At 44.0% G+C, this 26,491-nt stretch carries 23 protein-coding genes; 19 read left to right on the top strand and 4 right to left on the bottom strand.

Features of this window, described 5'->3' with window-relative positions:
* Positions 1–28: 28 nt before the first annotated feature.
* Positions 29–883, bottom strand: a complete 855-nt coding sequence (gene ant(6) / locus BK127_RS06990) for an aminoglycoside 6-adenylyltransferase (RefSeq protein WP_076229313.1) — start codon at positions 881–883, stop codon at positions 29–31.
* A 326-nt stretch (positions 884–1,209) separates the two neighbouring features.
* On the opposite strand from ant(6), the gene BK127_RS06995 reads away from it, so the two are divergent.
* The 5 genes from BK127_RS06995 to BK127_RS07020 all read left to right on the top strand — a co-directional run bounded on the left by BK127_RS06995 (position 1,210) and on the right by BK127_RS07020 (position 5,982).
* The gene (locus BK127_RS06995; RefSeq protein ID WP_076229314.1) at positions 1,210–1,461 is read left to right on the top strand and encodes a glycerophosphodiester phosphodiesterase; all 252 of its coding nucleotides are present in this window, start codon (positions 1,210–1,212) and stop codon (positions 1,459–1,461) included.
* 132 nt (positions 1,462–1,593) lie between these two features.
* Positions 1,594–2,658 (top strand): DUF4037 domain-containing protein, encoded by a 1,065-nt coding sequence (locus tag BK127_RS07000; RefSeq protein ID WP_076229315.1) that lies wholly within the window; start codon positions 1,594–1,596, stop codon positions 2,656–2,658.
* Between the two features lie 564 nt (positions 2,659–3,222).
* Positions 3,223–4,248 carry a glycoside hydrolase family 113 protein gene (locus BK127_RS07010; RefSeq protein ID WP_076229316.1) on the top strand — a complete coding sequence of 342 codons (1,026 nt, stop codon included), beginning with the start codon at positions 3,223–3,225 and terminating at the stop codon, positions 4,246–4,248.
* Positions 4,249–4,329: 81 nt separating this feature from the next.
* Positions 4,330–4,815, top strand: coding sequence for a MarR family winged helix-turn-helix transcriptional regulator (locus BK127_RS07015; RefSeq protein ID WP_076229317.1), 486 nt, complete (start codon positions 4,330–4,332; stop codon positions 4,813–4,815).
* A gap of 147 nt (positions 4,816–4,962) precedes the next feature.
* The gene (locus BK127_RS07020; RefSeq protein WP_076229318.1) at positions 4,963–5,982 is read left to right on the top strand and encodes an alpha/beta hydrolase family protein; all 1,020 of its coding nucleotides are present in this window, start codon (positions 4,963–4,965) and stop codon (positions 5,980–5,982) included.
* A gap of 23 nt (positions 5,983–6,005) precedes the next feature.
* Here BK127_RS07020 and BK127_RS07025 read toward each other — a convergent pair whose 3' ends face one another.
* A complete protein-coding gene (locus BK127_RS07025; RefSeq protein WP_144026397.1) occupies positions 6,006–6,257 on the bottom strand; it encodes a hypothetical protein in 252 nt (83 codons plus the stop codon).
* Between the two features lie 318 nt (positions 6,258–6,575).
* On the opposite strand from BK127_RS07025, the gene BK127_RS07030 reads away from it, so the two are divergent.
* Together BK127_RS07030 and BK127_RS45670 are read left to right on the top strand one after the other, a co-directional pair.
* Positions 6,576–7,859 (top strand): multi antimicrobial extrusion protein MatE, encoded by a 1,284-nt coding sequence (locus BK127_RS07030; protein ID WP_179097409.1) that lies wholly within the window; start codon positions 6,576–6,578, stop codon positions 7,857–7,859.
* Positions 7,860–7,882: 23 nt separating this feature from the next.
* Complete coding sequence (locus BK127_RS45670) at positions 7,883–8,002, top strand: DUF3502 domain-containing protein (protein ID WP_341165529.1); 120 nt, start codon at positions 7,883–7,885, stop codon at positions 8,000–8,002.
* Between the two features lie 63 nt (positions 8,003–8,065).
* On the opposite strand, the gene BK127_RS07035 is transcribed toward BK127_RS45670, so the two are convergent.
* Entirely contained in the window at positions 8,066–9,421 is a 1,356-nt protein-coding gene (locus BK127_RS07035; RefSeq protein WP_076229321.1) for a dicarboxylate/amino acid:cation symporter, read from the bottom strand.
* A 417-nt stretch (positions 9,422–9,838) separates the two neighbouring features.
* Here BK127_RS07035 and BK127_RS07040 point away from each other — a divergent pair, with 417 nt between their 5' ends.
* The 12 genes from BK127_RS07040 (at position 9,839) to BK127_RS07095 (ending at position 24,730) form a co-directional block, all read left to right on the top strand.
* The gene (locus BK127_RS07040) at positions 9,839–11,665 is read left to right on the top strand and encodes a sensor histidine kinase (RefSeq protein ID WP_076229322.1); all 1,827 of its coding nucleotides are present in this window, start codon (positions 9,839–9,841) and stop codon (positions 11,663–11,665) included.
* The gene (locus BK127_RS07045) at positions 11,658–12,437 is read left to right on the top strand and encodes a response regulator transcription factor (protein WP_076229323.1); all 780 of its coding nucleotides are present in this window, start codon (positions 11,658–11,660) and stop codon (positions 12,435–12,437) included. Before BK127_RS07040 ends, BK127_RS07045 begins: the two co-directional genes overlap by 8 nt.
* Before the next feature lie 110 nt (positions 12,438–12,547).
* Entirely contained in the window at positions 12,548–13,861 is a 1,314-nt protein-coding gene (locus BK127_RS07050; RefSeq protein WP_076229324.1) for an ABC transporter substrate-binding protein, read from the top strand.
* 62 nt (positions 13,862–13,923) lie between these two features.
* Positions 13,924–14,610, top strand: coding sequence for a hypothetical protein (locus tag BK127_RS07055; RefSeq protein WP_076229325.1), 687 nt, complete (start codon positions 13,924–13,926; stop codon positions 14,608–14,610).
* 12 nt (positions 14,611–14,622) lie between these two features.
* Complete coding sequence (locus BK127_RS07060) at positions 14,623–15,540, top strand: carbohydrate ABC transporter permease (protein WP_076229326.1); 918 nt, start codon at positions 14,623–14,625, stop codon at positions 15,538–15,540.
* A 28-nt stretch (positions 15,541–15,568) separates the two neighbouring features.
* A complete protein-coding gene (locus BK127_RS07065) occupies positions 15,569–16,387 on the top strand; it encodes a carbohydrate ABC transporter permease (protein ID WP_256711229.1) in 819 nt (272 codons plus the stop codon).
* 11 nt (positions 16,388–16,398) lie between these two features.
* Complete coding sequence (locus tag BK127_RS07070) at positions 16,399–17,742, top strand: FAD-dependent oxidoreductase (protein ID WP_076229328.1); 1,344 nt, start codon at positions 16,399–16,401, stop codon at positions 17,740–17,742.
* 359 nt (positions 17,743–18,101) lie between these two features.
* Positions 18,102–19,049: an ABC transporter permease gene (locus BK127_RS07075; protein ID WP_076229329.1), complete on the top strand. Its 948-nt coding sequence runs from the start codon at positions 18,102–18,104 to the stop codon at positions 19,047–19,049.
* A 32-nt stretch (positions 19,050–19,081) separates the two neighbouring features.
* Complete coding sequence (locus BK127_RS07080; protein WP_076229621.1) at positions 19,082–19,963, top strand: carbohydrate ABC transporter permease; 882 nt, start codon at positions 19,082–19,084, stop codon at positions 19,961–19,963.
* A 62-nt stretch (positions 19,964–20,025) separates the two neighbouring features.
* The gene (locus BK127_RS07085) at positions 20,026–21,534 is read left to right on the top strand and encodes an extracellular solute-binding protein (protein WP_076229330.1); all 1,509 of its coding nucleotides are present in this window, start codon (positions 20,026–20,028) and stop codon (positions 21,532–21,534) included.
* A gap of 151 nt (positions 21,535–21,685) precedes the next feature.
* Positions 21,686–23,977 carry a helix-turn-helix domain-containing protein gene (locus tag BK127_RS07090; RefSeq protein WP_076229331.1) on the top strand — a complete coding sequence of 764 codons (2,292 nt, stop codon included), beginning with the start codon at positions 21,686–21,688 and terminating at the stop codon, positions 23,975–23,977.
* Between the two features lie 177 nt (positions 23,978–24,154).
* Positions 24,155–24,730 (top strand): histidine phosphatase family protein, encoded by a 576-nt coding sequence (locus BK127_RS07095; protein WP_076229332.1) that lies wholly within the window; start codon positions 24,155–24,157, stop codon positions 24,728–24,730.
* 16 nt (positions 24,731–24,746) lie between these two features.
* Here BK127_RS07095 and BK127_RS07100 read toward each other — a convergent pair whose 3' ends face one another.
* Positions 24,747–26,405, bottom strand: a complete 1,659-nt coding sequence (locus tag BK127_RS07100; RefSeq protein ID WP_076229333.1) for a helix-turn-helix domain-containing protein — start codon at positions 26,403–26,405, stop codon at positions 24,747–24,749.
* Positions 26,406–26,491 lie beyond the last annotated feature (86 nt).

Here is a 26,491-nt window from a genome sequence, read left to right on the forward strand (position 1 = left end):
AGCGGAAATCTTGTTAATTCACATTAGTTCAAGTCAATGAGGTATAAATATTTTCAGTATACTTAGTAATGGCTTCATCGTAATCTGGATACTTATATTCGAGACTTTCTGCCACAGCCTTTGAGTATTTTCTAAATAACTCATAACTAGTTAATAAAGACTGCCACATTTCCTGATACCCATTCTCAGAATAGGTTGATAGTAATGATTCCCAATCTTCATTTGGAAGGTAACGATTTATAAATTTATAGTTTTTCCCCACACTAAAGGTATATCCCTGCTCTGATCCAATTTGCCAAGCCATCATTCTCAATAAATTAGGTCTTGCAATCTCGTTTAAATGGTCAATAGCAAAAAGTATTTCTTTTCTCGCTAATCCTTTTACTACGTAAGTTGAAACCATCCAGAACTCATTGCAGCAATCATCAAATTCTCTTGCATTTGGCTTTTTAATCCAATATTGACGATCATCAGCGATCACTTCATTTTTGATTAGAGTATCCTTATCAAGCAAGACCTCAACTAAACCATCGCTCTTGGTAAAATAATCCTCCACCTCGTTAATTGGAATAAGTGTTAGGTCTACTTTATTACCATCCTCAAAAAGAATTAAATATGAAAACCAATTACCTAATTCTGACGGAAAAAGCTCCATATCCTCGGGTTTTTGCATCATAACACGATCCCCCCAAATTTTAAGCCATTGATCATTTTCCTTGAAAGAATCAACATCTGTTACAAAGTAAGAAATGTCATAATCTTGGAATGTATCAGGGGGAATATTTTTGTTTGTACGTGACCCTTCCAAAGTTACCAATCGGATTCTATCATCATTCATAGCAAAATCTACAAGGATATTCATCATTTCTTGTTCACTTCTCAATACAGTAGTCCTCCGTTCCAACCATTTTCTTTTGTACCATTAGAATTAGAGCTTCAATATTGCCGCATTACTTTGACGAAGACTGACATTAGTCACATTTATCGTGAAAAGACATGAAGTAACGAGCAGGTGTACCCTTATACGATCAACGATGAGAACTTGATGGCCAAAGCCATTAATTATGCCCTTTCACAAACACAGCTCTTGTAGACAGATTATAACTTCAGATGGTTCGATTGTGGTGATATTGTATGGAAGACTGTATAATTTTGTTTTCATGCATAGGAGGTGCACTTTAGTTACAATTATACCAGGTTTGGGACATCGTGGAGATCCGGGGGAAGTTTCCCGAGAATACGCTGGCATCTTTTCGTGCAGCGATCGAACGCTCTTTCAGCTATCTTGAACTGGATGTTAACGTGACCAAGGATGGAATTCCTGTTGTCATTCATGATCCTACTATTAATCGCACGACTAACGGTACTGGCAAGGTGTATGATTACACTTGGGAGGAGCTTCAGCAATTCGATGCGGGCTTTTCGGGCGAGATTTCCGAATGTGCTTGTATGCACGAATGAGCTGGAGCGATGGAGTCGGTGTGTGCGTGATAGCTCGGATTCATTTGAATGAGTGGGTTTGATGTCGGGAAGAGGACATACTTACATGGCAGCTATGCCGTTGCATAACTTGCTTTTTACGGAGGAATGAAGATGTCTTTTATAAATGGAATAGAATTATGTCGTCGATTTCATACGGAAGTCGTTGAGCCTGTCATGACGGACTCCTACCCTTTTTTGTCCTATTCATCGGCTCTATTGGGTCCCGGCAGTGAAGTGCTGGGCTATGATACAGAAATGTCAACGGATCACGATTGGGGACCCCGGGTATATCTTTTTCTTAACGAACAAGATATCGGGTATTCCCATCAAATACAAGTCTCTCTACAGGAACGAGCTCCGGGGCGGTTTTATGGCTTCTCGGTTGATGTACGAATGACTGTAATTACGACGGTGCCAAGGTTCATTGAAAGCTACTTGGCTGTTAACCAAGATGGACCAATAGAGTCAGTGGATTGGCTCACGTTTCCTTCGCAGTCGCTTCTTGAGATAATTAGGGGAGCAGTTTACAGGGACGATCATCGACTACTATACAAGTTACGAAATCAACTCGATTATTACCCTCAAGATGTCTGGTTATACCTAATGGCATCAAGTTGGCAACGCATCGGTCAAGAAGAACATCTAATGCTTCGATCAGGCTTTATAGGCGACGAACTTGGCTCAGCTATTATTGCTTCACGCCTTGTCCGTGATATCATAAACCTTTGTTTTCTAATGGAGCGTCAATATGCCCCCTATCCGAAATGGTTTGGTACGGCATTCAAGCATTTGAAATGTAGTGATCAATTAATGCCTTATCTTTGGACTGCGCAAACGGCAACTACATGGAGAGAACGTGAGCATGCATTTAATAATGCTTACAAGCATTTATCAAATATGCACAACGGACTTAAAGTCACAGAAAAGATTCCTAATGACGTTTCATGCTTTTATGATCGCCCCTTCAAAGTGATGAATGGTGAAGTCGTTGCTAGACTTATTGCGAATCAAATTGTCGATGCTGATATTAAGCTGTTAGCAGATAAACGCTTGATCGGTAACATAGATCAGATTACAGACAACACTGATTTTAGAAAAATAAATAGGTGGTCTGATGGAGAAGGACAATATGCAAGAACGGCTTTGAAAAAACTGATTATTCACAATGACAAATAGTCAAACGGGATTAGCACCTTCCCTACGAGGTGCTTTTCTCATTTCTTGTCATTGGCAAGTAGCATTGGGTTATGTATGTCACAGGAACGCACTAAATATACAGATGTTGTTTGATAAGCCGATTGAAGATGTGTGGCTAAATGGGTACTATATTAGCCCCAAAGAAGAGGGACCTACTCATACATTTTACCGATGCGGGGACGTATTGGTCATGGAGCGTTATGGTGACTTTTGGTTAGGATCTAACTGTGATTTGTCTGCTGCCTTAAATGAGGATGCCCTGTCTTCAATCAAACTGAGAAAGATTAAATCTGTCACGAATGTCGTAAGTCCTTGAAGTTGAGGTCATAACATTTTATTACTTTAATTTATTGAAGATGGAGCAGTATGCCGTGGCAATTGCTCCTTGTTTTTATTAAGCTCAAGGTGAATTTAAGGCAGTGTTTAAGCAACAATTTAGTTGATTATCTACTTTTATTCACATATACTTAGGTTACCTATTTAATTAGTAATCAAATTATTAGATAAACTATGTATCTTGAAAACGAAAGGAGTTTATTCATTATGCGCATGCGTGGATTGACCTATGACACGGGATTTCTAAGTGAAGGAACCAGCACACACCCCATCTTCGATGCGGCGAGAATGTACAGGGAGATGGAAATTATACGGCGCGACCTGCATTGCACTGCCGTAAGAGTGACAGGCGGCGAGCCCGATCGTCTGGAGATCGCTGCACAAGCGGCAGCAGCAGCAGGCCTTGAGGTATGGTTCTCACCGTTCACAAACGATCTTGACCAAGAAGAGTTGCTTGCCTTGCTCGCGGACTGTGCCGAACGCGCCGAACGCCTCCGGGTTACAGGAGCTGAGGTTGTCATGGTAACGGGTGCAGAACTCATGCTCTTTACCCGCGGCTTCTTGCCCGGCGAGACTTTGTCGGAGCGCATTGCGGCTCTGTCCGAACCGACGGTTAGCCGTACTGCGTTCGCGAAACTACCGACTCCTCTCAACGACTTCCTAGCACGTGCTGTAGACGTAGTCCGAGCCCAGTTCGGGGGTCGTGTCACGTACGCGGCCCTGCCTATCGAACCTGTGAACTGGGAGCCTTTCGACTTCATCGCTGTCGACGCCTACAACTCTACTGAGGTTGCTCATCTCTATGCTGATTCAATCAAAAAGCTGGCCTCCAGTTCAAATAAGCCTTTGGTGATCTCCGAGTTCGGATGTAAGACCTTCAAGGGTGCACACGATCTGGGCGCACGCGGCATGTTCATCGTCGAGTGGGACGGTGCGCGTGCCGTTCGTCTGACAGGCAGCTACGAGCGTGATGAGTCCGAACAGAGCCAATACTTCAACGATAGCGTCAACATTTTCGAAGAAGCTGGAGTCGACACAGCATTCTGGTGTACCTTTGCTTGCCACAACCTGCCGTACGACGAAGACCCCAATCACGATTTTGATCGAGCGTCTTATGGGATCGTGCGGGTTCTGCAAGAAAGCCAGGGAGCGACATACGCCGACATGCCTTGGGAGCCCAAGGAAGTATTTTACACCATCGCAACGCGATATGCAGCCGTAATGGAGTCTTAGAACAATCTATCGTCATTGCATCTGAACCGATCTACTAAGCTATGTAGTTTCCAATGTATTCGTATTCGAGGAGTGAATGGATTGTCTAAAGAGCAGAAGGAAATCGCAAAGCAGTTAATGGAATCGTACTTCCAATCGCAGGTTGGTGGAAATATGATGCAGAATCGCACGGTATACAATCAAAAGCCAGGCGAGATCATGGTTCTCTATTTCATCAGTATGAATGTCAAGGATGACAGTCCGGGATTGATGGTTTCGGAAATAAGCGGAAAACTGAATGTCACTTCGCCAACGGTATCGCAGCATATCAACAGTCTGGAAGCACAGGAACTTGTCGAGCGTCATGCCGATCCTGCCGATCGGCGAGTTGTCAGAATCCAGCTTTCAGATAAAGGTAAAAAGCATATACAACGTATTAATGAGGCCCGCCTCAATATGTTCGTTGGTCTCGTTAAGCATCTAGGTGAGGAAGAAAGCCTGCTCTTTGCCGAGATGATGAGAAATGCTTCGGATTATATGCTCAAACAACAGGAAATTTATATCCGGAATATGATGAGTAATGAGTAAGCCACTAACTCTGTTTTAGGAAGTCTTAGGTTAAGATAGGGCAAAGCAGCCATTAAGGAAATGCATTGCAAATTTGAAGGTATTTTTCTAACGATCTCGAATTGTTCGAAGTATGAATTCGATTACAAATCGTAGGAGGGATATTTGGTGTGGAACCCGGATGAGTATCTTAAGGATTTATATGATAGCGTGCGTCCCATTGAAAGCTTTCGTGCGGACTCGCAGCTGGAATGGGAGGAGTGGAGAGGGCGTTTACAGAAACAGTTGGTTGAACTGCTTGGCGGTTTTCCTACTGAGGTGCCAAGTCTTTCACCGGTTCTGCTCGAATCGGAGGACTGCGGAACGTATATCCGTCAGCGCATTCAAATTCAAACCTATCCACGACTCTATATGCCCATCTATGTCCTTATCCCAAAAGAAAGCAAAGGCCGTCTTGGGGCGGTTATCGCCTGCCACGGTCACGGATACGGTAGTAAGGATATCGTGGGTCTAAACCCCGATGGCACGACAAAAACGGGCAATCCAGGGTACCAAAAGGATTTTGCCGTTGAGCTGGTCAATCGAGGTTTTCTTACCATCGCGCCCGAATTGTTTGGATTTGGAGACCGCAAGCTTCAAGAGGATACCAAGGCAGCGAACTCCTGCCATAGGTTATCTACGTTTCTCCTGGCAATAGGCCAGACGATGGCGGGATATCGAGTTTTTGAGACACTGCGTTGTGTGGACTACTTACTTACACGTGAAGATGTTGATGCGGAACGAATAGGATGTATGGGCATTTCTGGTGGAGGTCTTGTCTGCTCATTTGCAGCTGCCTTAGATGATCGGATTTCTGCCGCTGTTGTAAGCGGGTTCACCAACACCTTCCAAGCCAGTATTTTATCTATGCATCATTGTGTGGATAATTACGTCCCTGGGTTGTCACTTGTTGCGGAAATGCCTGATCTGCTGAGTCTGATCGCCCCTAAGCCTTTGCTCATTGAAGCGGGAACGCGAGACCCGATTTTCCCCGTTCACGCCACCAAAGAGGCATATGAGAAGCTTCAAAACATTTATCACTTATTAGGTGCTGTTGATAATTTGGAATTAGATCTATTCGAGGGTGAGCATGAAATATCGGGTAAACTCACTTATGAATGGTTTCGTCGTGTGTTGGTAAAATCATAAAATGCGAAATGCTTTGCACGTCTTTAATCAATTTTTCGAATTTCATTGATGCCTATTTCAATGGATACTACGCCAAACTTGGATGTGAACATTTTGGAGATGCCTCTTGCACATACCAATGCATCTTCCAAAGTGTTCCATGTATCGTAAACTCCATTTACTTTTGAATTATCTAAATAAGAACCGACGACTTCAACGCAGTATCTTTTGGATCCATCCATATAAATCCTAATCTTCCTTAATGATCTGACATTACCCAAAGATATTCTCTTCATTGTTTACCCCCATTTTTATCCAGCAAAATCTACCAAATCCTCAGTCATTTTAACTTGCAACCACTATTTAAATTATCTGACTATTCTTATTATAAATGAATCAAATATGCTTACCAAGATGAAGAAATTCATCAGGACAGCTGTATTTTGGTTGTTTTTTACCATTATTTTCTAATTTATATGACATAAGTCATGTTTGTGCCTGAAATTTTCTTTGCAACTTTTGGAAATTCATGATAATGTCGTTGTCAAAACAGCATGAACATGGAGGTTAATTGCGGTATGGCTCAACTAGACCAAACTATCCGTTTTAGGGCAATGATTGCATTTTTTTTGCCTTTGGGTTTTTCCGCATTACTGATATCGGTTTCTCATGTCATAATTAATAGTACGTTGGCCCATGCGATCATAAATCCTGAAATCGTGATAACGGGGTATGCGATGGCTTTCAGCATTTTTGGTTTGACAGAAGAAGCAGCTGTCCTAATGAGGCAAACGTGTACCGTGCTGGTAAAAGATAAACGTACGTTTAAATCGCTTTTAATTGTTTGTTTATTCCTGATTATTTTTATTCTTTTGATTTCTTCCGTTGTTGCATACACTCCTGCCGGAGTCTGGTTGTTCGGATATGTGTTCGGGGCTTCTAAGGAACTTCAAACGGATATTCTCGGTACCTATAGGATTTTGGTACTGGTCACTATTTTTTCTGTACTTAGATGTATTTACCAGGGAATTATCATTTCCAAAATGCGTACCAAGTGGCTAACGATTGCCATGATTATCCGGTTATCCGTAATGTACGGATTATCTTTATTATTTATCAGCAATCCGCATTTAATTAGCGGCAGGACGGGTGCTTTTATTTTTTTGGCGGGTATGATTGTAGAAGCGGCAGTGAGTTATGCGGAGGGGCGTATGCTTGTAAACAAGCTGCCGGCTTTTTCGGATGATGGCGAATCACGGGATGTTCGAGGTGTTTTTCGATTTTATCGGCCGATGCTCATATCCGTATTTCTTGCTGTTAGTGTCACTCCTGCGATTAATGTGCTGCTGGGCAAAACGGTTAATATGGAATTAGCCATTGCCTCTTACACTATCGCATTCAGTATTACCTGGCTTGCGATAAGCTTTCAGACGTATATGCATCAGATCGTTCTGAATTATTACAAAAAAGCACCTCATCTTGTTTTTAAGTTTGGAATCATCTTTGGAATTATGCCAGGTTTTTTCCTCTGCTTGTTGGGATTCACCCCGCTGGGACATTGGGTATTACAGAATCTCGTTGGAATTAACGGTGATCTGCTGACAGCTACCGCACAAGCGCTAAAAATATTTGTACTGTTCTCGCTTATTTTTCCTTGGGTAGACTTTTGCAACGGAATTGTCATGCTGCGCAGCCAAACCGGTATTATGGTGTGGTCCCAGGGTTCAAATATTGTTATGACTTTAGTTGTACTCCTGATTGGCATTTGGCTTGTTCCAGATTGGAATGGAGCGATTGGTGCATTGGCCCAGTCCATTGGGAGTGCTGCCGAACTTGGTGTGCTGGTGTTTTCGCTGTCTAGACTCCGTCAGCCTTCGACTTACTCAATAGGGAATTAGGAAGAAGCGAGGAGCGAACACAACTGGATCCAGCTGCGAACCTGACGGAGCTTAATACGAAGCTGAAAGCTGCGGGGCTTGAGAAAGTTATCAATGAGAAGCAGAAGCAGCTGGACGAGTGGGCGAAGACCAGTAGTAAATAATCAGTATAAATAAGCTGACAAAAGGGAGGCAGCCGATTACAGCTCCTCCCTTCATAAATCCAATCAAGTATGATTAAGTTCCAACTGGTCTTCTTCATCCCTATTGAATGATTCCCTATCGAATTCGCCCTCAGAATTGGCCACCAACAGAGCGCAGACAGTCGTCCCTGTTGCATTCACTGCGGTCCGGCCCATATCAACGACAGCGTCAATAGCAAGAACAAGTCCAAGGCCTTCGATAGGCAGTCCTAATGCCGTTAACACCACTGTCGTCGAAATCGATGCCGGACCGGGTACGCCTGCCACCCCGATCGAGGAAATCATGCTGACCAGCACCAGCAGCACATATTCGGTGATACCTAATGGAATATTGTATACCCGAGCAACGAAGATCGCCACTACAGCCGGCCAGACGCCGCCGCAGCCGTTCATATTCATCGTAGCACCAAGAGGTGCCACGAAGCTTGCGATACGAGGCGATACGCGCAGCCGCTTCGTGATGACCTCCAGATTGACCGGGAGCGTGACATAGCTGCTCCGTGTGGTGAATGCGATCGCAATCGTTGGATATGCCTTACGGAAAAATTTAAAAGGATTCACCTTGGCGACAAAAGTAACCAATCCACCAAAAGTAAAAATAAAGTGAATAATCAGAGCTACATAGGTCGCAGCAATCACTTTAGCTAATGGCGCTAACGTCTCAAGTCCGTATTTGGCAGCCATAGTCGCAATAAGCGCGTATACGCCATAAGGTGTCAGACGAATGATGTACTTCGTCACCTGATGCATGACTTGGGTAAACGAATCGATCACCTGCTTGACTGGCTTCACGGCTTCCGGCTTTTTTGTGCCGACATGGACAATGGCAATCGCTACGAAGAAAGCGAACACAAGCACAGGCACGACTTTACCTCCTGCCATGTCACTGATCGGATTGGTCGGAATCAGGTCCAGAATAACCTGCGAAAATGTTGGAATATCCCGCGGCTTAAAGCTAGACGGCATGGTTTGCGAAATTCCAGCACCCGGATCGAAGGCCAGAGCCACTAGCAAGCCGATCAATGCTGCAATACCGGTAGTAACTAGAAATAGTGAAATGGTTTTAATGCCGATTTTACGAAGCTGCCCGAGACTGGATATTGAGGTGATACTTGTAATAACCAGAACGAATACTAAGGGAATAACAAGCATTTTGACCAAATTGACATAGATTGTCCCGATGGTTCCAACACTGGTTGCATCAATTTTAAAAGTATTAAAGAATATCCCTGCAACCAATCCAAGTCCAAGCGCCAACAACACACGGTATCCGAAATTGACCCGCTTTCTTGCTAGCACATAAAGCAGACCTATCAGAATGGCAGAGACAAGCAAGCTGATCCAATTGGTTAGAAAAGCATCAAGTAAATTGTTTTTCACATGGTTCACCCCTTCATTACCCACTTATACAATAGGATTAGTAAAAATACTATACTGCCATACAAAAGTACTGTCAACTATATTATTTTACCCTTCTCTCTTTAAAATATAAGTCTCACAGGCAGTTAAGTTCGATTCAATGTGTAAAAAAAAGTAATATACTATTGAGAAACTTACTATTGGATACTACAATCCAGATATAAGCAAGGAATGCATAGATTGTTTGGAGGCAATACCAAGTATTAATGAACCTGCCAAGGTGGCAGGTTCTATTTGTATGTAACAGCAACAATACCATCTGGAAATAATTTTTTTGCAAAAGTTAATTAACAAATATCGTATAAATCTGTTACCATAGAAAAAACATCCACCCTTGAGCAGGTTGATTTTAGTTGATTATTTACAGGAGAGTGCGCTATGAATCACAGAAGAAATCCTTCTTTTTCCTTATATTCCCAGTTAGGTCTGCGCTCCAAGATCTTGTTGATCTTCATACTGATTCTGGTTATCCCGCTTAGCTTGCAGGGAATCCTCACCTATTATGAATTTTCAGCTTCTGTCCAAAGAAGGTCGGCTGACTATTCAACGCAAATTGTCGGGCAAATTAACCGCAATCTGGACCGGACGCTAATGGAAATGCAGCGACTCTCTCTTATGCCACTATACGATACACAAGTATTAACCATTTTGCATAAATACAGCCAGCCCGAATATGCTCAAACCCGTCCTTCGCTTGCGGAAATGGAAAAAATGTTCCTGTATATCTCAGGCTCCGCCTACAATCGATCTGAAGTAAAAGGCATTCAGATTATTGCTGATAACGGATTTATATTTTCCAATGTAGACTCGTCTCTGATGAATTTTTACGTGGATGTACGGCAGGAAGATTGGTATCGAAGAGCGCAGATAGCAGATGGAGCCTGGGTCATCATCCCGCAGCATCAACCAAGCTATTACGCCCAAAACTCCACGCAAGTGTTTTCCGTAGCCCGTATGATTCGTGAGCCTGACACCAATAACGTAATAGGTATGATTAAAATAGATTTAAAGCTGGACGTATTCCGGCAAATATTGTCCAATGTCAAGTTTGAGGATAAGGGCAGCATACTCGTAGTGAATGACCGTAATGAGTTTTTATTTGAAGAAAGCAGCCCCACGCTGGAGCCCCGTCTAGCAGCAGCTATCCGTTCTACGAATCCATCCAATGAGAATAAGGTCAAGAATCTGGTTCTGGGTGGAAGGCCCTTTATAGCCATTGTTGATTATTCCGATTATTCTGGGCTTAAGGTTATTGACTTTATTCCAGTGGATTCCTTACTGTTAGAGACTAAAAATTTACGCAACTTCACCATCATCATAGCCGTTATTTTCGTTGTTGCCACTGGTATTCTGGCCTTTATTTTCTCCTATAACCTAAGCAGTCCCTTAATTCAGCTTAAACGCAAAATGCAGCTGATCGAAATGGGACAGTTTGATCAAAGCGTGCCGGTCGTAACGCAGGATGAGATTGGACAACTGAGCAAAGGCTTTAACCGGATGTCTGAGGAGATCAATCACCTGGTCAAAGAAGTCTATGTGATAGGATTAAGAGAGAAGGAGGCCGAATTAGCGGCGCTGCAGAGCCAGATCAACCCCCACTTTATTTACAACACGCTTGAATCGATCAATATGAAAGCACTAGAACGAGAAAATTACGAGGTATCCGACATGATCTCTACGCTAGGACAATTGATGCGATATTCGGTTGATCCCTACGACAGGCTGGTGCTGCTAAAGGAAGAGCTGGCTTCTGTAGGCTCCTATGCAAAAATCCAGCAGCTGCGATACGGTAATAGACTGCATTTTATTTTTGATATCGAGCCAGAGCTTGAGAACGCCCTGGTCCCCAAGCTGCTATTGCAGCCGCTCGTTGAAAATTCTATTTTTCATGGTGTTGGGGACAGGCCACAAGGTGGCACGATATGGATCTCTGCCGTTCGATTCGAGGATGATTTGCTGCTGACGGTTCGAGATGATGGAATCGGCATGACGGAGAATGAAATCGAACAATTGAGATCGTCTTTAAGGTCTTCCTTGCCAGACGATAACGTTCAGAAGCGAGGTGTTGCCTTGCGAAATATTTACCAGCGTCTCTTATTAATGTTTGGCGCTTCTTATGAGCTTCAATTTGATGGAAGTCCTGACCAAGGAATCGCTTTTACCATTACCATACCGATTACGGAAAGGACGAAGGAAGATGTATAAAATCATGCTGGTTGAGGATGAAGAAATCATTCGTACAGGTATTAAAAATCTCATTACCAAAGTATCCAGTAAATTTGAAGTTGTCAAAGAAGCTTCGCATGGAAAAGAAGCTTTAGCATATTTGCAAGCTGAAATACCGGATGTGGTCATTACAGATATACGAATGCGCGAAATGGATGGGTTATCGCTAATTGCCAAAGTGAGAGAGCGCTATGCGCATATGCCGCTATTAATTATAAGTGGCTATAGTGATTTTGAGTACGCGCAAAAAGCGATGCGCTTCGGAGTATCGGAATATTTGCTCAAGCCTATTAATCGGTTGGCATTGGTATCCGCACTCGAACGCATTTATCAAACTCTTGAGCTTCAAGAACACGGCGGGCAGCCGACTCGGGCTGTCCTTCATACTGAAGGAGCCCCAGATGAAACCATAATCAAGAACAGTGACGGAAAACGACTTATTCGCAAAATCAAGGAATATATACAGGGCCATCCGGAAGGGGATTTGCGGCTGCAGGCTCTAGCTGAATACGTCCATTTAAATCCGGCTTATCTCAGTCAATTATTTAAACTGGAAACCGCTATGAACTTATCTGATTACATTATGGAAACCCGAATAGAGAGAGCTAAATACTTACTTATCTCGACCCAATTAAAAATTTACGATGTAGCACGGCTATCGGGATACCAGAGTCCCAAACATTTTATGCTTGTATTCAAACAGCAGGTTGGCATGTCTCCAGGCGCATATCGAGAGGATCAAGGTTTGTAAAATATATATAAATAACGGACCAAATCTGAAAACTGCGTGATTTTTTTGGTGTAGGGCTACCCGTATAATGAGGGCTGTAGAGGTTTACTTATTATTAAGGGGGGAATTGTATGAAGAAAAAGAAATGGTTAAGCAGTCTTCTAGTCGTAGCTATGGTCATCGTGTCCACAGCATGTTCCAAGCAGGAAGCAGCCGTATCCAGTAATGCGGGTGGTAATTCAGGAAATGCCAGCAATAAACCAGTAACATTGAAGTTTTTGACGTGGGGGAACCAGGCACATCTGGATATGTATGCCAAGCTGCTGGAAACCTACAAAAAGCAAAATCCCAACATCACAGTAACGCTGGAATCCATCCCATTCGCAGACTATCAGCAGAAGGTATCCGTGCTTGCTGCCGGACGAGAGCTGCCTGACATTGCCTGGGTATCCGAGCGGATGGTGCCGCAATTCATGGCCAATGACATTTTGGCCGATGTGTCTGATATCAAAAGTGATGCAGCCTTCAATTTGAACGATTTTATTCCTTCCACCTTGAATTTGTTTACGAAGGAAGGGAAATTGTATGGACTGCCGTTCTCAACACCTCCAAGCGTGATGTTCTATAACCAGGATTTATTTGATAAAGCAGGACTTGCTTCTCCTAATGAGCTGGCCAAGCAAGGGAAATGGACGTGGGAGGAGTTTACCAAATCCGCCAAAGCTCTAACAAGCGGTACGGGAGCCAATAAAGTATACGGGGCCAATTTCTTCCGTGATTGGAAAACCTGGATTATGCTTGCTTCCTACGCATGGTCTAACGGCAGTGGACCGTTCAATAAAGATATGACGAAATTCACATGGTCTGACCAATACGGTGTAGAGACTATGAAAATGCTTCAAAATATGATGTTTGTTGATCAATCCCATCCTAAAGCAGGAGAACAAATCAATTTTGAAACCGGAAAAATCGGTATGTTCTTCGATGGATACAGCTATATGTCTAAAGCCCGTACGATCAAGGATTTTAAATGGAGTATTGCTCCAATGCCATCGGGTTCAAAAGGGTCGGTTCCTATGATGGGCCAAGCAGGATACGTTGTGTTTAAAGAAAGCAAGCATCAAAAAGAAGTAAAGGATTTGCTGAAGTTTTTTGCCAGTCAGGAAGGCATTCAGACTTCTTCCACGTTCTTCGTACCACCACGCAAGACTGTGCTGAACTCGGATTCATTTCTTAAACAGCCTGACAGCCCCGACCCGTCCATCATTAAACAAGTTGTAATTGACGAGATGGAGAAAGCCGTCGTACAGCCAGGACATGTTCAATGGCAAAAAATCGATAATGAGATATTGGGTGGCTTTGATCAGCTCTTTGGTCAAACTGCACAGCCAGAACAGATTATGAAAACGATGGAAGATAAAATTACTCCGCTGCTCAAAAAATAACAATGATGTAAGCTGTGGTTCATTTCATAATGGGCCGCAGCTCTACAGGATGGGATACTACTATGAATCGGTTACGCCAAGCGTTACATGAACCTAAGCTTCAACTCTTCGTCAGCCTGCCTTCCAATGATTTGGCATTGGCGCAAGCAGCCATTGAGGAAGGTGCTGATGGACTGAAGGTACATATCAATGTAGATCATCGCGCCAGTGGGAACAGCTTTGGGCCTTTATCCGAGTATGCAGAGACATTCGGTCAAATTCGTTCCATGCTGAATGGACCTTTAGGCATCGTTCCTGGAGGCTCGCTTGATGCCATTAATCCGCAGGAAATCGAGCAGCTGATCTCACTCGGCATAGACTTCTTTTCGATTTATGCCTGGCACATGCCAACGTTCTTATTAAACTATCCACAATTGGCTCCTACCTTTGCTATTGATCATACGTTTGATACCAGACTGCTCGAAGCAGCCAAAGCTTTTCCGATCCAAGCCCTGGAAGCTTCCGTTATTCCTTCAGAGCAATATGGAACACCCCTAAACTTTGCTGATCTGCTTCGATATCGTTGGTTGGTGCAAACAGCTGATTTGCCTGTAATCGTTCCATCTCAGCGCAAATTGGTGCCTGGAGATGTTCCGGCTCTAAAGGATAGCGGAGTTCGAGCCTTGCTGCTTGGCGCTGTCGTCATTGGCAAAAGCGTCGATGAAATAAGACGGGCGATACACGACTTTCGCAATGCGATCGACAGTTAGGAGTGAATATATATGGAAAGCACGCCTTCAGCAAGAAGAAAAAAGGCAATGAATCCATTGAAGCGTGAAGCGAATATTACTGGATGGATTTTTGTTTCACCTATGGTTTTGGGGTTTGCTGCCATATTGATGGTTCCACTGTTCCAAGCCTTTTACATGAGCCTGACGGATTGGCCCTTACTTGGAGAAGCCAAGTTTATCGGCTTTGATAATTACGTAACCATCCTATCCGATCACGACTTTTGGGTTGTGCTCGGCAATACCTTTTATTTTGCAGCCGGGCTGGTGCCACTCAATATTGCTATTGCTCTTCTTTTCGCGGTACTGCTAGCCAAAAGCATGCCAGGCATCAGCTGGTTCCGCACGGCAATATTCGTTCCTGTTATGACCTCGTTAATCGTCTGGTCGATCGTCTGGAAATACATGTTCGCTACAGATTCCGGCTTTATTAATCAGATTTTGCAGCTCATCGGAATTGTGGGGCCTGCCTGGTTGTATAACCCTCAATTGGCGATGCCGGCTGTCATCATTACGAGCGTGCTGAAGAACGTCGGCTTAAACATGGTACTGTTTATTGCAGCTCTGCAGCAGGTGCCTGTTCATCTGTATGAAGCCGCAAAAATAGATGGTGCCAACCGATTCACTCAATTTATACGAGTTACGATTCCACTCATAACGCCGACCTTGTTTCTCACCATTATCATGACGGTCATTGGCTCTATGAAGGTGTTTGGCCAGATTTATGTCATGACTCAGGGTGGACCCGGAAGCAGCACCAAGGTGATGGTCTACTACATTTGGGAAAAAGCGTTCAAGCTGTTTGAATTCGGCTATGCTTCGGCTTTGGCTTATATTCTTTTCTTTCTGATTATGGCTTTCACTTTGATTCAGTGGGCGCTTAGGAAGAGGTGGATTTTTCATGAAAACTAGATCCTTACTGGAAACGGCCTCCAGACGGATGGGTGTTACTGCACACTATGCCATTTTAACGCTTTTCTCGCTCCTGCTGCTGTTCCCTTTTATCTGGATGATCTCGACCTCATTAAAGGAACCGTCCCAAATTTTTGTTTTTCCTCCGGTATTTTTACCGTCGCCGATCCGCTGGGTAAATTACACGGAAGTTCTACATCTCATACCGTTTCATCTGTTTTACTTTAACAGCTTGTATATTGCCATTGTGGTTGTCATTGGAACAATATTCTTTGCTTCTCTGGCCGGTTATGCAATCGGTCGAATTCCTTTCGCAGGCAGAAACCTGATATTTTTACTGCTGTTAAGCACCATGATGGTTCCTTCTGAAGTAACAGCTATTCCCTTGTTCCTGTTCATGCGGGATATCGGCTTCATCAATACACATCTTCCTCTAATTATACTGCCGATCTTCGGGGCGGGCGGTGTCTTTGGTGTCTTCGTCATGCGCCAATTTTTTCTTGGAATGCCCAAGGACCTGGAAGAAGCCGCGATGATCGACGGATGCTCACAGTTCCGTATTTATTGGAATATTATGGTCCCCTTAGCCAGGCCGGCCATCGCGACCTTAACTATTTTTACTTTTTTAACCAGCTGGAACGATTTTTTTGAACCGCTCATTTTTATTAATGACCGTAAGCTTATGACGCTGCCGTTGGCACTATCGCTGTTTACGGATGAAGCCGGCACATCGTGGCATCATTTGATGAGTGCTTCAACCATGGCAACATTGCCGCTGCTAATCGTATTTTTCTTCGCGCAGAAGCAATTTATTGAAGGCGTAGCGATGACAGGATTAAAGGAATAGGAGTGATGATAATGACTCGTAAGCTACAGGCGGATGTTGTGGTTGTCGGAGGAGGCCCCGCTGGAATTAATGCGGCTATAGCCGCCGGAAGACAAGGAGCAAGCACCATACTGATTGAACGGTATGGTTTCCTTGGAGGGATGTCAACCGCCGCCTCGGTTTACCCCTGGATGACCTTTCATACGGAAAGCGGGCAGCAGGTTATTAAAGGGATCGCTCAGGAAATCATCGACCGGCTGATTGAACGCGGTGGATCACCTGGACATTTACGCGATACAATCGGCTTTGTCCGTACAGTGACTCCTTATCACCCGGAGATTTATAAGCTGCTTGCCATCGATATGCTGAAGGAGGCTGGGGTAAAGCTGCTCCTGCATAGCTTTGTAGACGGTGTTCAAGTTGAAAATAAGGTTATCCAGTCCGTTCAGCTTTCCGGGAAATCGGGACATATTCAGGTTACTGGTCAAATGTTCGTCGATACTTCCGGGGATGCGGATATGGCTTATTTGTCCGGAGCCCCTACACAGACAGGGCGTGAGGGTGATAAACGGACCCAACCGATGACAATGAAATTTCGTATGCGCGGAGTAGATCTCGAAGTCATTCGCCAGGAGATGATCAACAATCCAACTAATTTTTATCATAAAACACCGTTTCATGAGCTGAATGAATTGCCGTTAACGGGCATTCAAGGCTTTTACTCCCAATGGAATGCGGCCAAGCTGCCGATTAATCGGGATCAGGTGCTGCTATTCGCCGGACCGGAGCCTGACGAAATTCTGGTCAACTGTACCCGTGTCCAAGGTCTGGATGGTACGGACATCGAGGACTTGACTTTAGCCGAAGAGGAAGGTCTTCGACAGGTGTTGATGATGGCCGAGTTTTTGCAAAAATCGGTTCCCGGATTCTCACAAGCTTCCATTTCCTCTGTCGCTGCACAGATTGGTGTTCGCGAGACCCGACGAATTGATGGGTTATATCGTCTTAGTATGGATGACGTGGTTACAGGAAGACGCTTTGGAGATGTTATTGCGCGCAGCGGTTATCCGATCGATATCCACGATCCATCCGGCAAAGGCGTTACGGAGGCTTTGGTCCGAGGTGATGGAGCTTATGATATTCCTTATCGCTGCTTGGTGCCACAGCAGGTGCACAATCTGCTCGTAGCTGGTCGCTGCCTGTCAACTACCCATGAAGCATTGGCAACAACAAGATTGACTCCAAGCTGTATGGCCACCGGCCAAGCTGCAGGGACAGCAGCAGCTATAGCCAGCGCTGCGGGTACTACGGCTGCTGAGGTCGATGTGGCTCAGCTGCAGAAGGTGCTGCTGCACAATGGTGTTGTTTTAACCTAAAATCACCAATATAGCAACGATAGTCGAGCCGATTAAAGAAACCGAACCGTCAGGGTAACTTCAAAGTTACCCTGACGGTTTTTTGGGGTTCATTCCTTTTGTTTCACAGAACCCGCACAAGCCTCATATTTTACCGTTCGGATAGCATAGAACAACCAGTGACAATATGTGCAACAAATGACTATCAGACCGTGTTTCCCCCTCTGGAGCAGGGGGCTTTGCAAGGTGAGCAAGTAGAGACTATGGACGGCAATTGGGCATCACGATTATGATAAGGCTACGAAACTTGTAATCAGTTCATCAGTCATTAAGTGTGTAAACATTACATCAGTCATGAGAAATGAGAGGAAGAAGGCAATATGCAAACGAGTATGGAAGCGCGTATCCCGGCAGCTTCGAAGTCATCCATGCTATGGAAAAAACTGCTGCGAAACCGATGGCTTTATTTCATGGTCTTACCTGGTCTTCTGTACTTTTTGATTTTTAAGTACTGGCCTATGTACGGAATATTTATTGCATTCAAAGACTATCAGCCTTTTCTTGGCTTTTGGGATAGCCCCTTTGTCGGACTCAAGCACTTTGAGCGTTTCTTTAACGATTCCAACTTTATTGTACTTTTTCGAAATACTCTGATTTTAGCGTTCTATAATATTGTATTTTTCTTCCCGCTTCCCATTATTATTGCGCTCATGTTGAATGAATTGAGACAAGAGTTTCTTAAGCGGACTTTTCAGACCCTGATTTACATTCCGCATTTTATGTCTTGGGTTGTTGTTGTCGGGATAGCTTACATTTTCTTAACTACTGAAAATGGGATTGTTAATGAGCTGCTAGTGCGATTTGGCGGACAAAAAATCAATTTTCTGGTGAGTCCCGATTGGTTCCGAACGTTAGTTACAGCCGAGGTCATCTGGAAAGAAACAGGCTGGGGTACGATAATATTCCTTGCCGCACTGGCCGGAGTGGACCCGCAATTATATGAAGCTGCCCGCATGGACGGAGCAAATCGGTTTCGCCAGCTAGTGCACATCACATTGCCCGCTATCCGTACCACGATTGTCATACTGTTAATCCTTCGGCTCGGTCATTTCCTCGATACTGGCTTCGAGCAAATCTTCCTGATGCTGAATGCGATGAATCGCGATATTGGCGAAGTGTTTGATACTTATGTGTATGCTGTCGGTATTAGTCAAGGGCAGTACAGCTTCAGTACAGCAGTCGGTTTGTTTAAATCAGTTGTTGGCTTGATTCTTGTAGTAGCTTCCAACTATTTGGCCAAAAAATTCGGAGAAGAAGGCATTTACTAATGAGAGTTAAAAAAAAGGAGCGTCTAAACGCCATGCTTCACAGACCAACCTGGGGGAGTCGCATATACGACAGCCTGAACACTACGGTGCTGACCCTTTTTGCCATAATGACCGTTGCCCCTTTTATTTACATAATCGCCGGCTCGTTTGCCACCCAGAAAGAACTGCTGCTACGAGGGTTCATCCTGTTTCCCACAGAGTTTACGCTTGATGCATACAAATACATTTTTTCTACGCAAACTCTTGTCAGGAGCTTGGGGGTTACCGTTTACATTACGGTTGTAGGCACTTTTATTAACATTTTCTTTACGAGTCTGATGGCTTATCCGCTTGCCAGGAAAGATATGGATTTCCAGAAACCCATCATCATGCTCGTTCTGTTTACGATGCTATTTGGCGGTGGGATGATTCCAACGTTTCTGGTTATCAAGCAGCTTGGGATGATCAACTCGTATTGGTCCTTACTGCTTCCTGGCGCGATCAGCGCATTTAACTTAATTATTATGCGTAACTTTTTTCAGCAGCTGCCGGATGGGTTAGAGGAATCAGCGAAAATCGATGGCTGTAACGACGTAGGCATTTTTTTTCGGATCGTATTGCCTCTATCCTTGCCTGCTATCGCTACATTCTCATTATTTTATGCGGTAGGACATTGGAACACGTTTTTCAATGCAGTACTCTATATCAACGACAACACCAAGTGGCCTATTCAAGTGCTGTTAAGACAGATCGTAATATTATCCTCAGGTGGAGTCGGTGACTCGGCCCAGATGGATGCGACTTATGTCGCTCCCCCGGAGCAATCCGTCAAAATGGCTGTTATTGTGGTATCGACCTTACCGATTCTACTTGTATATCCATTTTTACAAAAGCACTTTGCCAAGGGAGTTTTACTTGGTTCAGTCAAAGGATAGAAGATATAATTACTGGTTATAAGGATCGTTTTACTGAAACAAAACTCTAGGAGGATATTAAAATGAAAAGAAGTCACAAGAAGAAAACCAGAATAAAGGCCGCCGTTTTGCTTACGATAGTAGCTTTAGCCGTTACGGCATGCGGCGGGAAGGATCCTCAAGGAGATCCAAAAGCTGCCGGGCAGCAGGGACCGCTTAATCTTACTATGATGTTACCTACCTACAATCCCGAACAAATGCCGACAGACAGCTCGGTCTTGAAGCAGCTCGAAGAAAAGACAAACACCAAAATTACAGTTTCATGGGTGCCTTCGTCATCTTACACGGATAAATTAAGCGCTACGGTTGCATCCGGAGAGCTACCCAAGACGTTCGTTGCGTTGGAGCCGAAAGCCTCGTTTATTGTAAACGCCGCCCGTTCGGGTATGTTTTGGGAAGTTGGTCCCTATCTGAAAAGCTATCCGAATTTGAGCAAAATGTCCGATATCGTGCTTAAAAACATATCCATAGACGGCAAAATCTATGGCGTTTACCGTGAACGGGATCTCGCTCGTTTCGGTCTGATGATTCGTCAGGATTGGCTCGATAATTTGGGATTAAAGACGCCGAAGAATATGGATGAGTTCTACAATGTGCTGAAAGCCTTTACGACGGGTGATCCGGATAAGAATGGCAAACCAGATACGATCGGGCTTGCCGTTGGGATGCAGGGCAATACCATAGCAGGTTTCAAAGATATTCTTGTTTATATGGGTGGTCCAAATGAATGGGAGTTGAAAGATGGTAAGCTGTCTCCGGCCCATATGACTCCTGCTTACCTGGATACGCTAAATTTTTACAAAAAACTGTATGACGAAAAAATCATCAATCAAGACTTTGCTATCGTGAAAGACGGCAGGCAAGTGATAAATAAGGGTCAAGCAGGTGTTTGGATCGATAATATGTTCGACGGTAAAGGGATCGATGATAATATTAAGAAAATTGAGCCGAAAGCCCAAATTAATTTGATTAATCGCATCTCGGGTCCGAAAGGTGAGCAGACCCGCGCGGGAGCCGGTTATCTGGGAATGTACATGATTCCAAAAACGAGTGTGAAGACAGAAGCGGAATTCAAGCAAATCCTTGAATATTTCGATAAAGTATCGGGTAAAGAAATTCAGAACCTGATGAAATATGGCTTCGAAGGCAAGCAGTACACCGTAGAAAATGGAAATTATAAGCAAAGCACCGATCCCAAATTGAAAACGGAAATCCTGGACGGCAACCAATTTATGGTTATGCAAAATGAAGTTATAAGCTACGGCAATGATCTTGAAAAGCTCAGCTATAAGCTCTTTCAAGACAATGCGACTATTGCCCTTGCAAATCCTGCTGCTCCGTATATCTCTAATACCGAAGTAGAGAAGGGTAAAGAGATTTCCAAAATTATCGATGATGCCGTAGTAAAATACATCATGGGTTCAATAGACGAAGCTGGTTGGAAGCAAGCGCTTGATAAGTGGCAGCAAAGTGGCGGAAATAAAGTCATTGAAGAAATGAACGCCGAGCATGCGAAACAAGCAAAAAAGTAGGGTTTACCGGGAAGGGTCATAAGACTCTTCCTTCTTCCTTTTCATGTTCCTAAAAGAGGTTGGAACGCCGTCTTTGAACACGCACTCACTAATAGTGTGGTATAATATAGCGTTTTTAAGTATACTCAAGGAACCAATACATGGAGGCATTATGAAACTTCGATCCCCCTCATACTTAATCAAGCTTATGTTATTTTCTGTCCTGATCGGAACCGTTCCCGTTGTTGTACTCGGCACCTTTGCTTACTTAAACTCATCCCAGACGGTACAAGAAAAAGTAAACGAAAGCAATAAGCAGCTGCTGCAGCAAACCCAAATGCGAGTTGAGCAAATTCTTAAGACGATAGACGCTTCCGCTACGCAGCTGCTGCAATCACCAGTTGTCACATCTGCCTTTGATAATGAGATTTCCAGTAAGGATTTCGAATTAGTACGCGAGCTGTTCAAAGGAATTTCGCTAATTCAAACCTATGAGCTCGGTACCAAGGATGTATTTCTATACAGCTTATCCCAAAAATGGATTGTTAATGGAAGTGGGGTTAATGAATACAGCGTCCCAGGTGCTAGATCTCAGATGGAAGCATTTTCTCGGCTTGCGGGAGGCTCTTTCTGGACAAGCGGCCTGAATAAGGACATTGCTTATAATAGCGCAGATTCCCAAGGCTCGATACACTCTATTTATTTTGTTAAAAAATTTCCCTTTAACGCCATTAACCCGAAAGGAATAATAAGCGTTGAGCTTTTGCCGGATACGATTAAAGAGCTTGTTACGTTACATAACGGAAAGACAGGCAGCACGTTTCTCTTGGATCAAAATTTCAACATCATTGGACACCACGATCGTGCGATGCTGGGGAACAACTTGTCCGGCGAAGCTTACTTAAAACCCATTGTGGAAACCGATGATGCCAATGGGCAATACAGAACCTCCAAGGAGGGTAAAGAAGTTACCGTTACTTACCGGAAGTCCTTATACAACGGCTGGAAATATGTCTCTATCGCTTCAATTGAGGAAATCAATGAACACAACAAAATTATCGGCTGGCTTACCCTATTAGTCAGCGTGGGCATTCTGCTGGTCACACTGATCCTCGCATGGTTAGGGTCGAAAAAAATGTATAGCCCCATTCAATCCATCTATACGGCTCTTACAAGAGAACCCTTTGCGGCTTCTACCGAAAACAAGAGAGGCGAACTTCAGTTCATTGGCGAACGCGTCGATTACTTAATTCAGAATCAATCCCTGCTGATGAATGAGCTGAAGGGTCAGCAAGTTCAGCTTAAGGAATTTTTTATGCAAAAATTGTTTAATGGCACTATCAAGTCTGACGAATTCAAGGCAAAATTGAGTTTGTACGGTTTTAAGCGTCATTGGCCTGTCATGTCCGTTCTTGCTGTGCAAATTGACACGCTTAAAGATACCAGATTTGAAGAGACGGATCGGGACCTGCTCATGTTTGCCATTAACAATATTGTCGGTGAATTGATCCCCGCCGAGCAAAGGCTTGTACCTATTGTAACGGCAGATTGCCAAGTCACGATAATCGGATCGCAGGAAGGCGATGCCGATTTCAAAGAGCAAATTTTTTCGCTCTCCGACACGATTCAAAAAGCAATTGTACAATACTTGAAAATTAAGGTAAGTATGGGGATCAGCCGCCCTTTTACTACGATGTCCGAAACGCCGCAGGCATTTCACGAAGCCGTAACAGCATTGAAGTACAGAGTCGGGCTCGGACAGGAGTCGATACTTTTTATCGAAGACGTTCAGCCGCAAAGAAGCAATTTATATTTATTTCCGCAGGAGCGCGAGCAATCGCTTTTTGATGCTATGCGGACAGGCAATCTGGAGCAATCCGAAAGGTCCTTAAAGGAATTTATGGGGGAGTTGTTTCAGCATCGCATACAGCATCAGGACTATCAGTTATCCTTACTTCGGTTATTGGTGGATATTATTCGATTTGGTCAGGAATTTTCAATTCCGACAGGTCTTATTAATCAAGACGAGGCTACATTAATTCAAACCTTATTTAATCTCAGATCCATTGAGGAGATTGAACAATGGTTTTGGACCACGTTCGTAGCCCCATTCATACTTGAGCTTGGCAGCAGAAGGGAATCTCAGTTTAAACATATTTCGGAAGCTATCATTGATATAATTCATAGAGAATTCGACTCGGAGCTAACGCTTGAAGGGTGCGCTTCACGCATTAATTACCATCCTCATTATGTAAGTCGGGTATTCCGTCAAGAGACTGGCATTAATTTCGGTGAATACTTGACTCAATATCGAATGGAAACAGCGAAGAAATGGCTGAAGACAACCGACATGAAAATTTCTGAAGTCGCAGAGCGGTTGAGATACAATAACTCCGCCAATTTTATTCGCTCCTTTCGGAAAACTGTAGGTATGACTCCGGGACAATACCGGGAGGAAGGCTAGTACACTATCAGAACAAAGACCAGTGCAGCTGGCCGGATACCTTACATACGCTATCGGCAAGCTGCACTGTCTACAAGGATGCCAACTTTACATCTGGGTCTGTTGATATGTCAGGTCAAGTCGCATTCACATTCTCGAAAAGGTAAGTAATCCCATTAACTTTTTATGGAGGCTATGATGAAAACTATCATTTACATGGTTAGACATGGCGAATCACCGAAGACGGAAGGATATGAAAGAACAAGAGGATTAACAGAAAAAGGAAAATCAGATGCTAATCAAATCACTGAATTACTAAAAGGTGAGAGGATTGAAATTTTCGTTTCCAGTCCATACCAACGAGCCATTCTGACCATTCAGGAGCTAGCTCGATGCTCAGGACAAGAAATTACAGTATTCGAAGATCTTAAAGAAAGAATTTTTTCCAATGAAGACAACCGAATGCCCGATAAGGAATTATTCCCTCTGTTGGAGAAGTCTTTTTCTGATCCACGCTATGCTTTAACGGGAGGGGAATCTAATACAGCTTGTCAGAATCGAGCTATAACGGTCTTGAAACAACTATTAAAGGTCTATCAAGGGCGGAAAATAGCACTAGGTACACATGGAGCGGTCATGACTTTAATGATGGGGTATTATGACAAACAATACGATTTGGATTTTTTACTGCATACATCCAAACCAGATGTATACAGAATGGAATTTAATGGTCAGACATTAGTAGAGGTTCAAAGAATGTGGAATATCCGGTAATGGCGTATGCCGATGGTTACATTCGAAAAATACGCGGCAATGCCGGAAGAAGCCTGTCCATTGTAATAGGATCGTCGAAATTCCATTTGGCTTCAGTCACATAAACGTGTTGACTGTCAAACGAATTCCAGTAGGCGCTATTCATTACACGCATTGCTTCTTTTCTGGAACGCTCGCTCTCATCCACTAGCAGAAACAAACGATCAGCATCATAATCGCTCATTTGCTCTAATTCTATTCCATGAAAGGGAATTCCCGATTGGATCATCTTCCTCACCTTGTCAGCAGGCTCAAACGCCATTGGGTGATAGAGCGTCAAAGCGACTCCTTTCATCCCCATCACAAATAATCTGCCTTCCGCATAGACGAAAATTGCAGCTGTTTCCCTTGTTCCTTTATGGGCAGCAAGATGACGCCACATTTCCTCGGATTTCCGCTTATGACTCTCAATCCACTGTTGAGCAAGGTTTTGCTTGCCGAACAGCTTAGCTACCTGGAGAATCCGAGTATAAGTCGGTTCATTTCTGTCAATAGAAACAGTAGGCGCAATTTTGGACAGATCCTCCATCTCATCCTGCCGAAAGCTGCTGTACAGTATCAAATCCGGGTTCAGCGCTTTTATTTTGCCTGGTTCCCCTAATAAGCCAATATCTGAAATGTTGTGCAGTTCATTGCGATAAACAACCTTCTTACCGATAACGGTCATATCCGCACCAACGGGTCTGATGCCCAGAGCAAGCAAATCCCCAAGTACATAACCAACCGCAACTACTCTTGAGAAGGGATTAGCGCCCTGGTCATTCACCGGTTGATTGTAGCTTCTAGTCCTCGCATATTGCTTCGGCGTCAAGCCCATCGTATGCCGGAACCTGCGTGCAAAATAATATTCATCCTTATAACCGACCCTACGGGAAATTTCCCGCAAAGGATCGTCGGTCAGCAGCAATAGTTCCTTCGCACGATTCATTCGCAGCTCTGTCAAATAATCGAGAGGCTTCTTGCCTGTCAAAGACTGAAATAAAGCGCTATATTGCCAGCGGGCTACGCCGGACATTCTGGATAGCTGTTCAACGGTAATTTCCTCCCGGTAGTGCTGAGCTATATAGGCTACGGTACGCTCTACAGCCAGTGTCGCATCTGATGCGGAAGTCGAAGCTGTGACATTGTCCATAAGCATAACAAGCAGCTCTTGCAGGCGAATTTGCTGCTTGAGCTTCTCTACTTCTTGATGGCTTTGATCGGTTGAAGCCACCTCTGCCATTTGTTCCAGCAAATCAACAAAACGGGACATGGAAGTCACATCGATCTTCGTCTCATAAGGCAGCTTTAATCCGATCTCATTAGCTGGTTGCGGCTCTCCCAGACGGTAGGCATCGAATGAAATGACGTACACCGCATCCAAATAATCGCCATTGCCGCTCAATTCAATTTCTGCTTTCGCATCTGGTGCGAGCAGAAGGCACACTCCTTTATCGACATGGATGGAATGGCCCTCTAGATGAAGCTTGCCTTCGCTCTGGACAAAGGCGACGATACGATGACCCGACCGCTGTAAAGACTTGGCGGATGAATTGAGTGCTGAATCTACTATATGAACTTTCACAGGAACGTACAAATAAGGAAGTAGCGGGGAAGCCGATGTTTCATCTGGTTCTAACAATGGATAGTCATTCATCAGCGGACCCCTTTTTATCATCATGATTATAATAGTATATCGGAATATAAATAGCCTATCAAGAAATTAGCCACGTTCTTCATTTT

This window comes from Paenibacillus sp. FSL H7-0331 (genome assembly GCF_001956045.1).

Coding starts and splice junctions, on each gene's coding strand:
- BK127_RS07000 (WP_076229315.1), top strand. CDS start 1,594: ATGTCTTTTATAAATGGAATAGAATTATGTCGTCGATTTCATACGGAA.
- BK127_RS07010 (WP_076229316.1), top strand. CDS start 3,223: ATGCGCATGCGTGGATTGACCTATGACACGGGATTTCTAAGTGAAGGA.
- BK127_RS07025 (WP_144026397.1), bottom strand. CDS start 6,257: ATGAAGAGAATATCTTTGGGTAATGTCAGATCATTAAGGAAGATTAGG.
- BK127_RS07030 (WP_179097409.1), top strand. CDS start 6,576: ATGATTGCATTTTTTTTGCCTTTGGGTTTTTCCGCATTACTGATATCG.
- BK127_RS07040 (WP_076229322.1), top strand. CDS start 9,839: ATGAATCACAGAAGAAATCCTTCTTTTTCCTTATATTCCCAGTTAGGT.
- BK127_RS07045 (WP_076229323.1), top strand. CDS start 11,658: ATGTATAAAATCATGCTGGTTGAGGATGAAGAAATCATTCGTACAGGT.
- BK127_RS07050 (WP_076229324.1), top strand. CDS start 12,548: ATGAAGAAAAAGAAATGGTTAAGCAGTCTTCTAGTCGTAGCTATGGTC.
- BK127_RS07055 (WP_076229325.1), top strand. CDS start 13,924: ATGAATCGGTTACGCCAAGCGTTACATGAACCTAAGCTTCAACTCTTC.
- BK127_RS07060 (WP_076229326.1), top strand. CDS start 14,623: ATGGAAAGCACGCCTTCAGCAAGAAGAAAAAAGGCAATGAATCCATTG.
- BK127_RS07065 (WP_256711229.1), top strand. CDS start 15,569: ATGGGTGTTACTGCACACTATGCCATTTTAACGCTTTTCTCGCTCCTG.
- BK127_RS07070 (WP_076229328.1), top strand. CDS start 16,399: ATGACTCGTAAGCTACAGGCGGATGTTGTGGTTGTCGGAGGAGGCCCC.
- BK127_RS07075 (WP_076229329.1), top strand. CDS start 18,102: ATGCAAACGAGTATGGAAGCGCGTATCCCGGCAGCTTCGAAGTCATCC.
- BK127_RS07080 (WP_076229621.1), top strand. CDS start 19,082: ATGCTTCACAGACCAACCTGGGGGAGTCGCATATACGACAGCCTGAAC.
- BK127_RS07085 (WP_076229330.1), top strand. CDS start 20,026: ATGAAAAGAAGTCACAAGAAGAAAACCAGAATAAAGGCCGCCGTTTTG.
- BK127_RS07090 (WP_076229331.1), top strand. CDS start 21,686: ATGAAACTTCGATCCCCCTCATACTTAATCAAGCTTATGTTATTTTCT.
- BK127_RS07095 (WP_076229332.1), top strand. CDS start 24,155: ATGAAAACTATCATTTACATGGTTAGACATGGCGAATCACCGAAGACG.
- BK127_RS07100 (WP_076229333.1), bottom strand. CDS start 26,405: ATGAATGACTATCCATTGTTAGAACCAGATGAAACATCGGCTTCCCCG.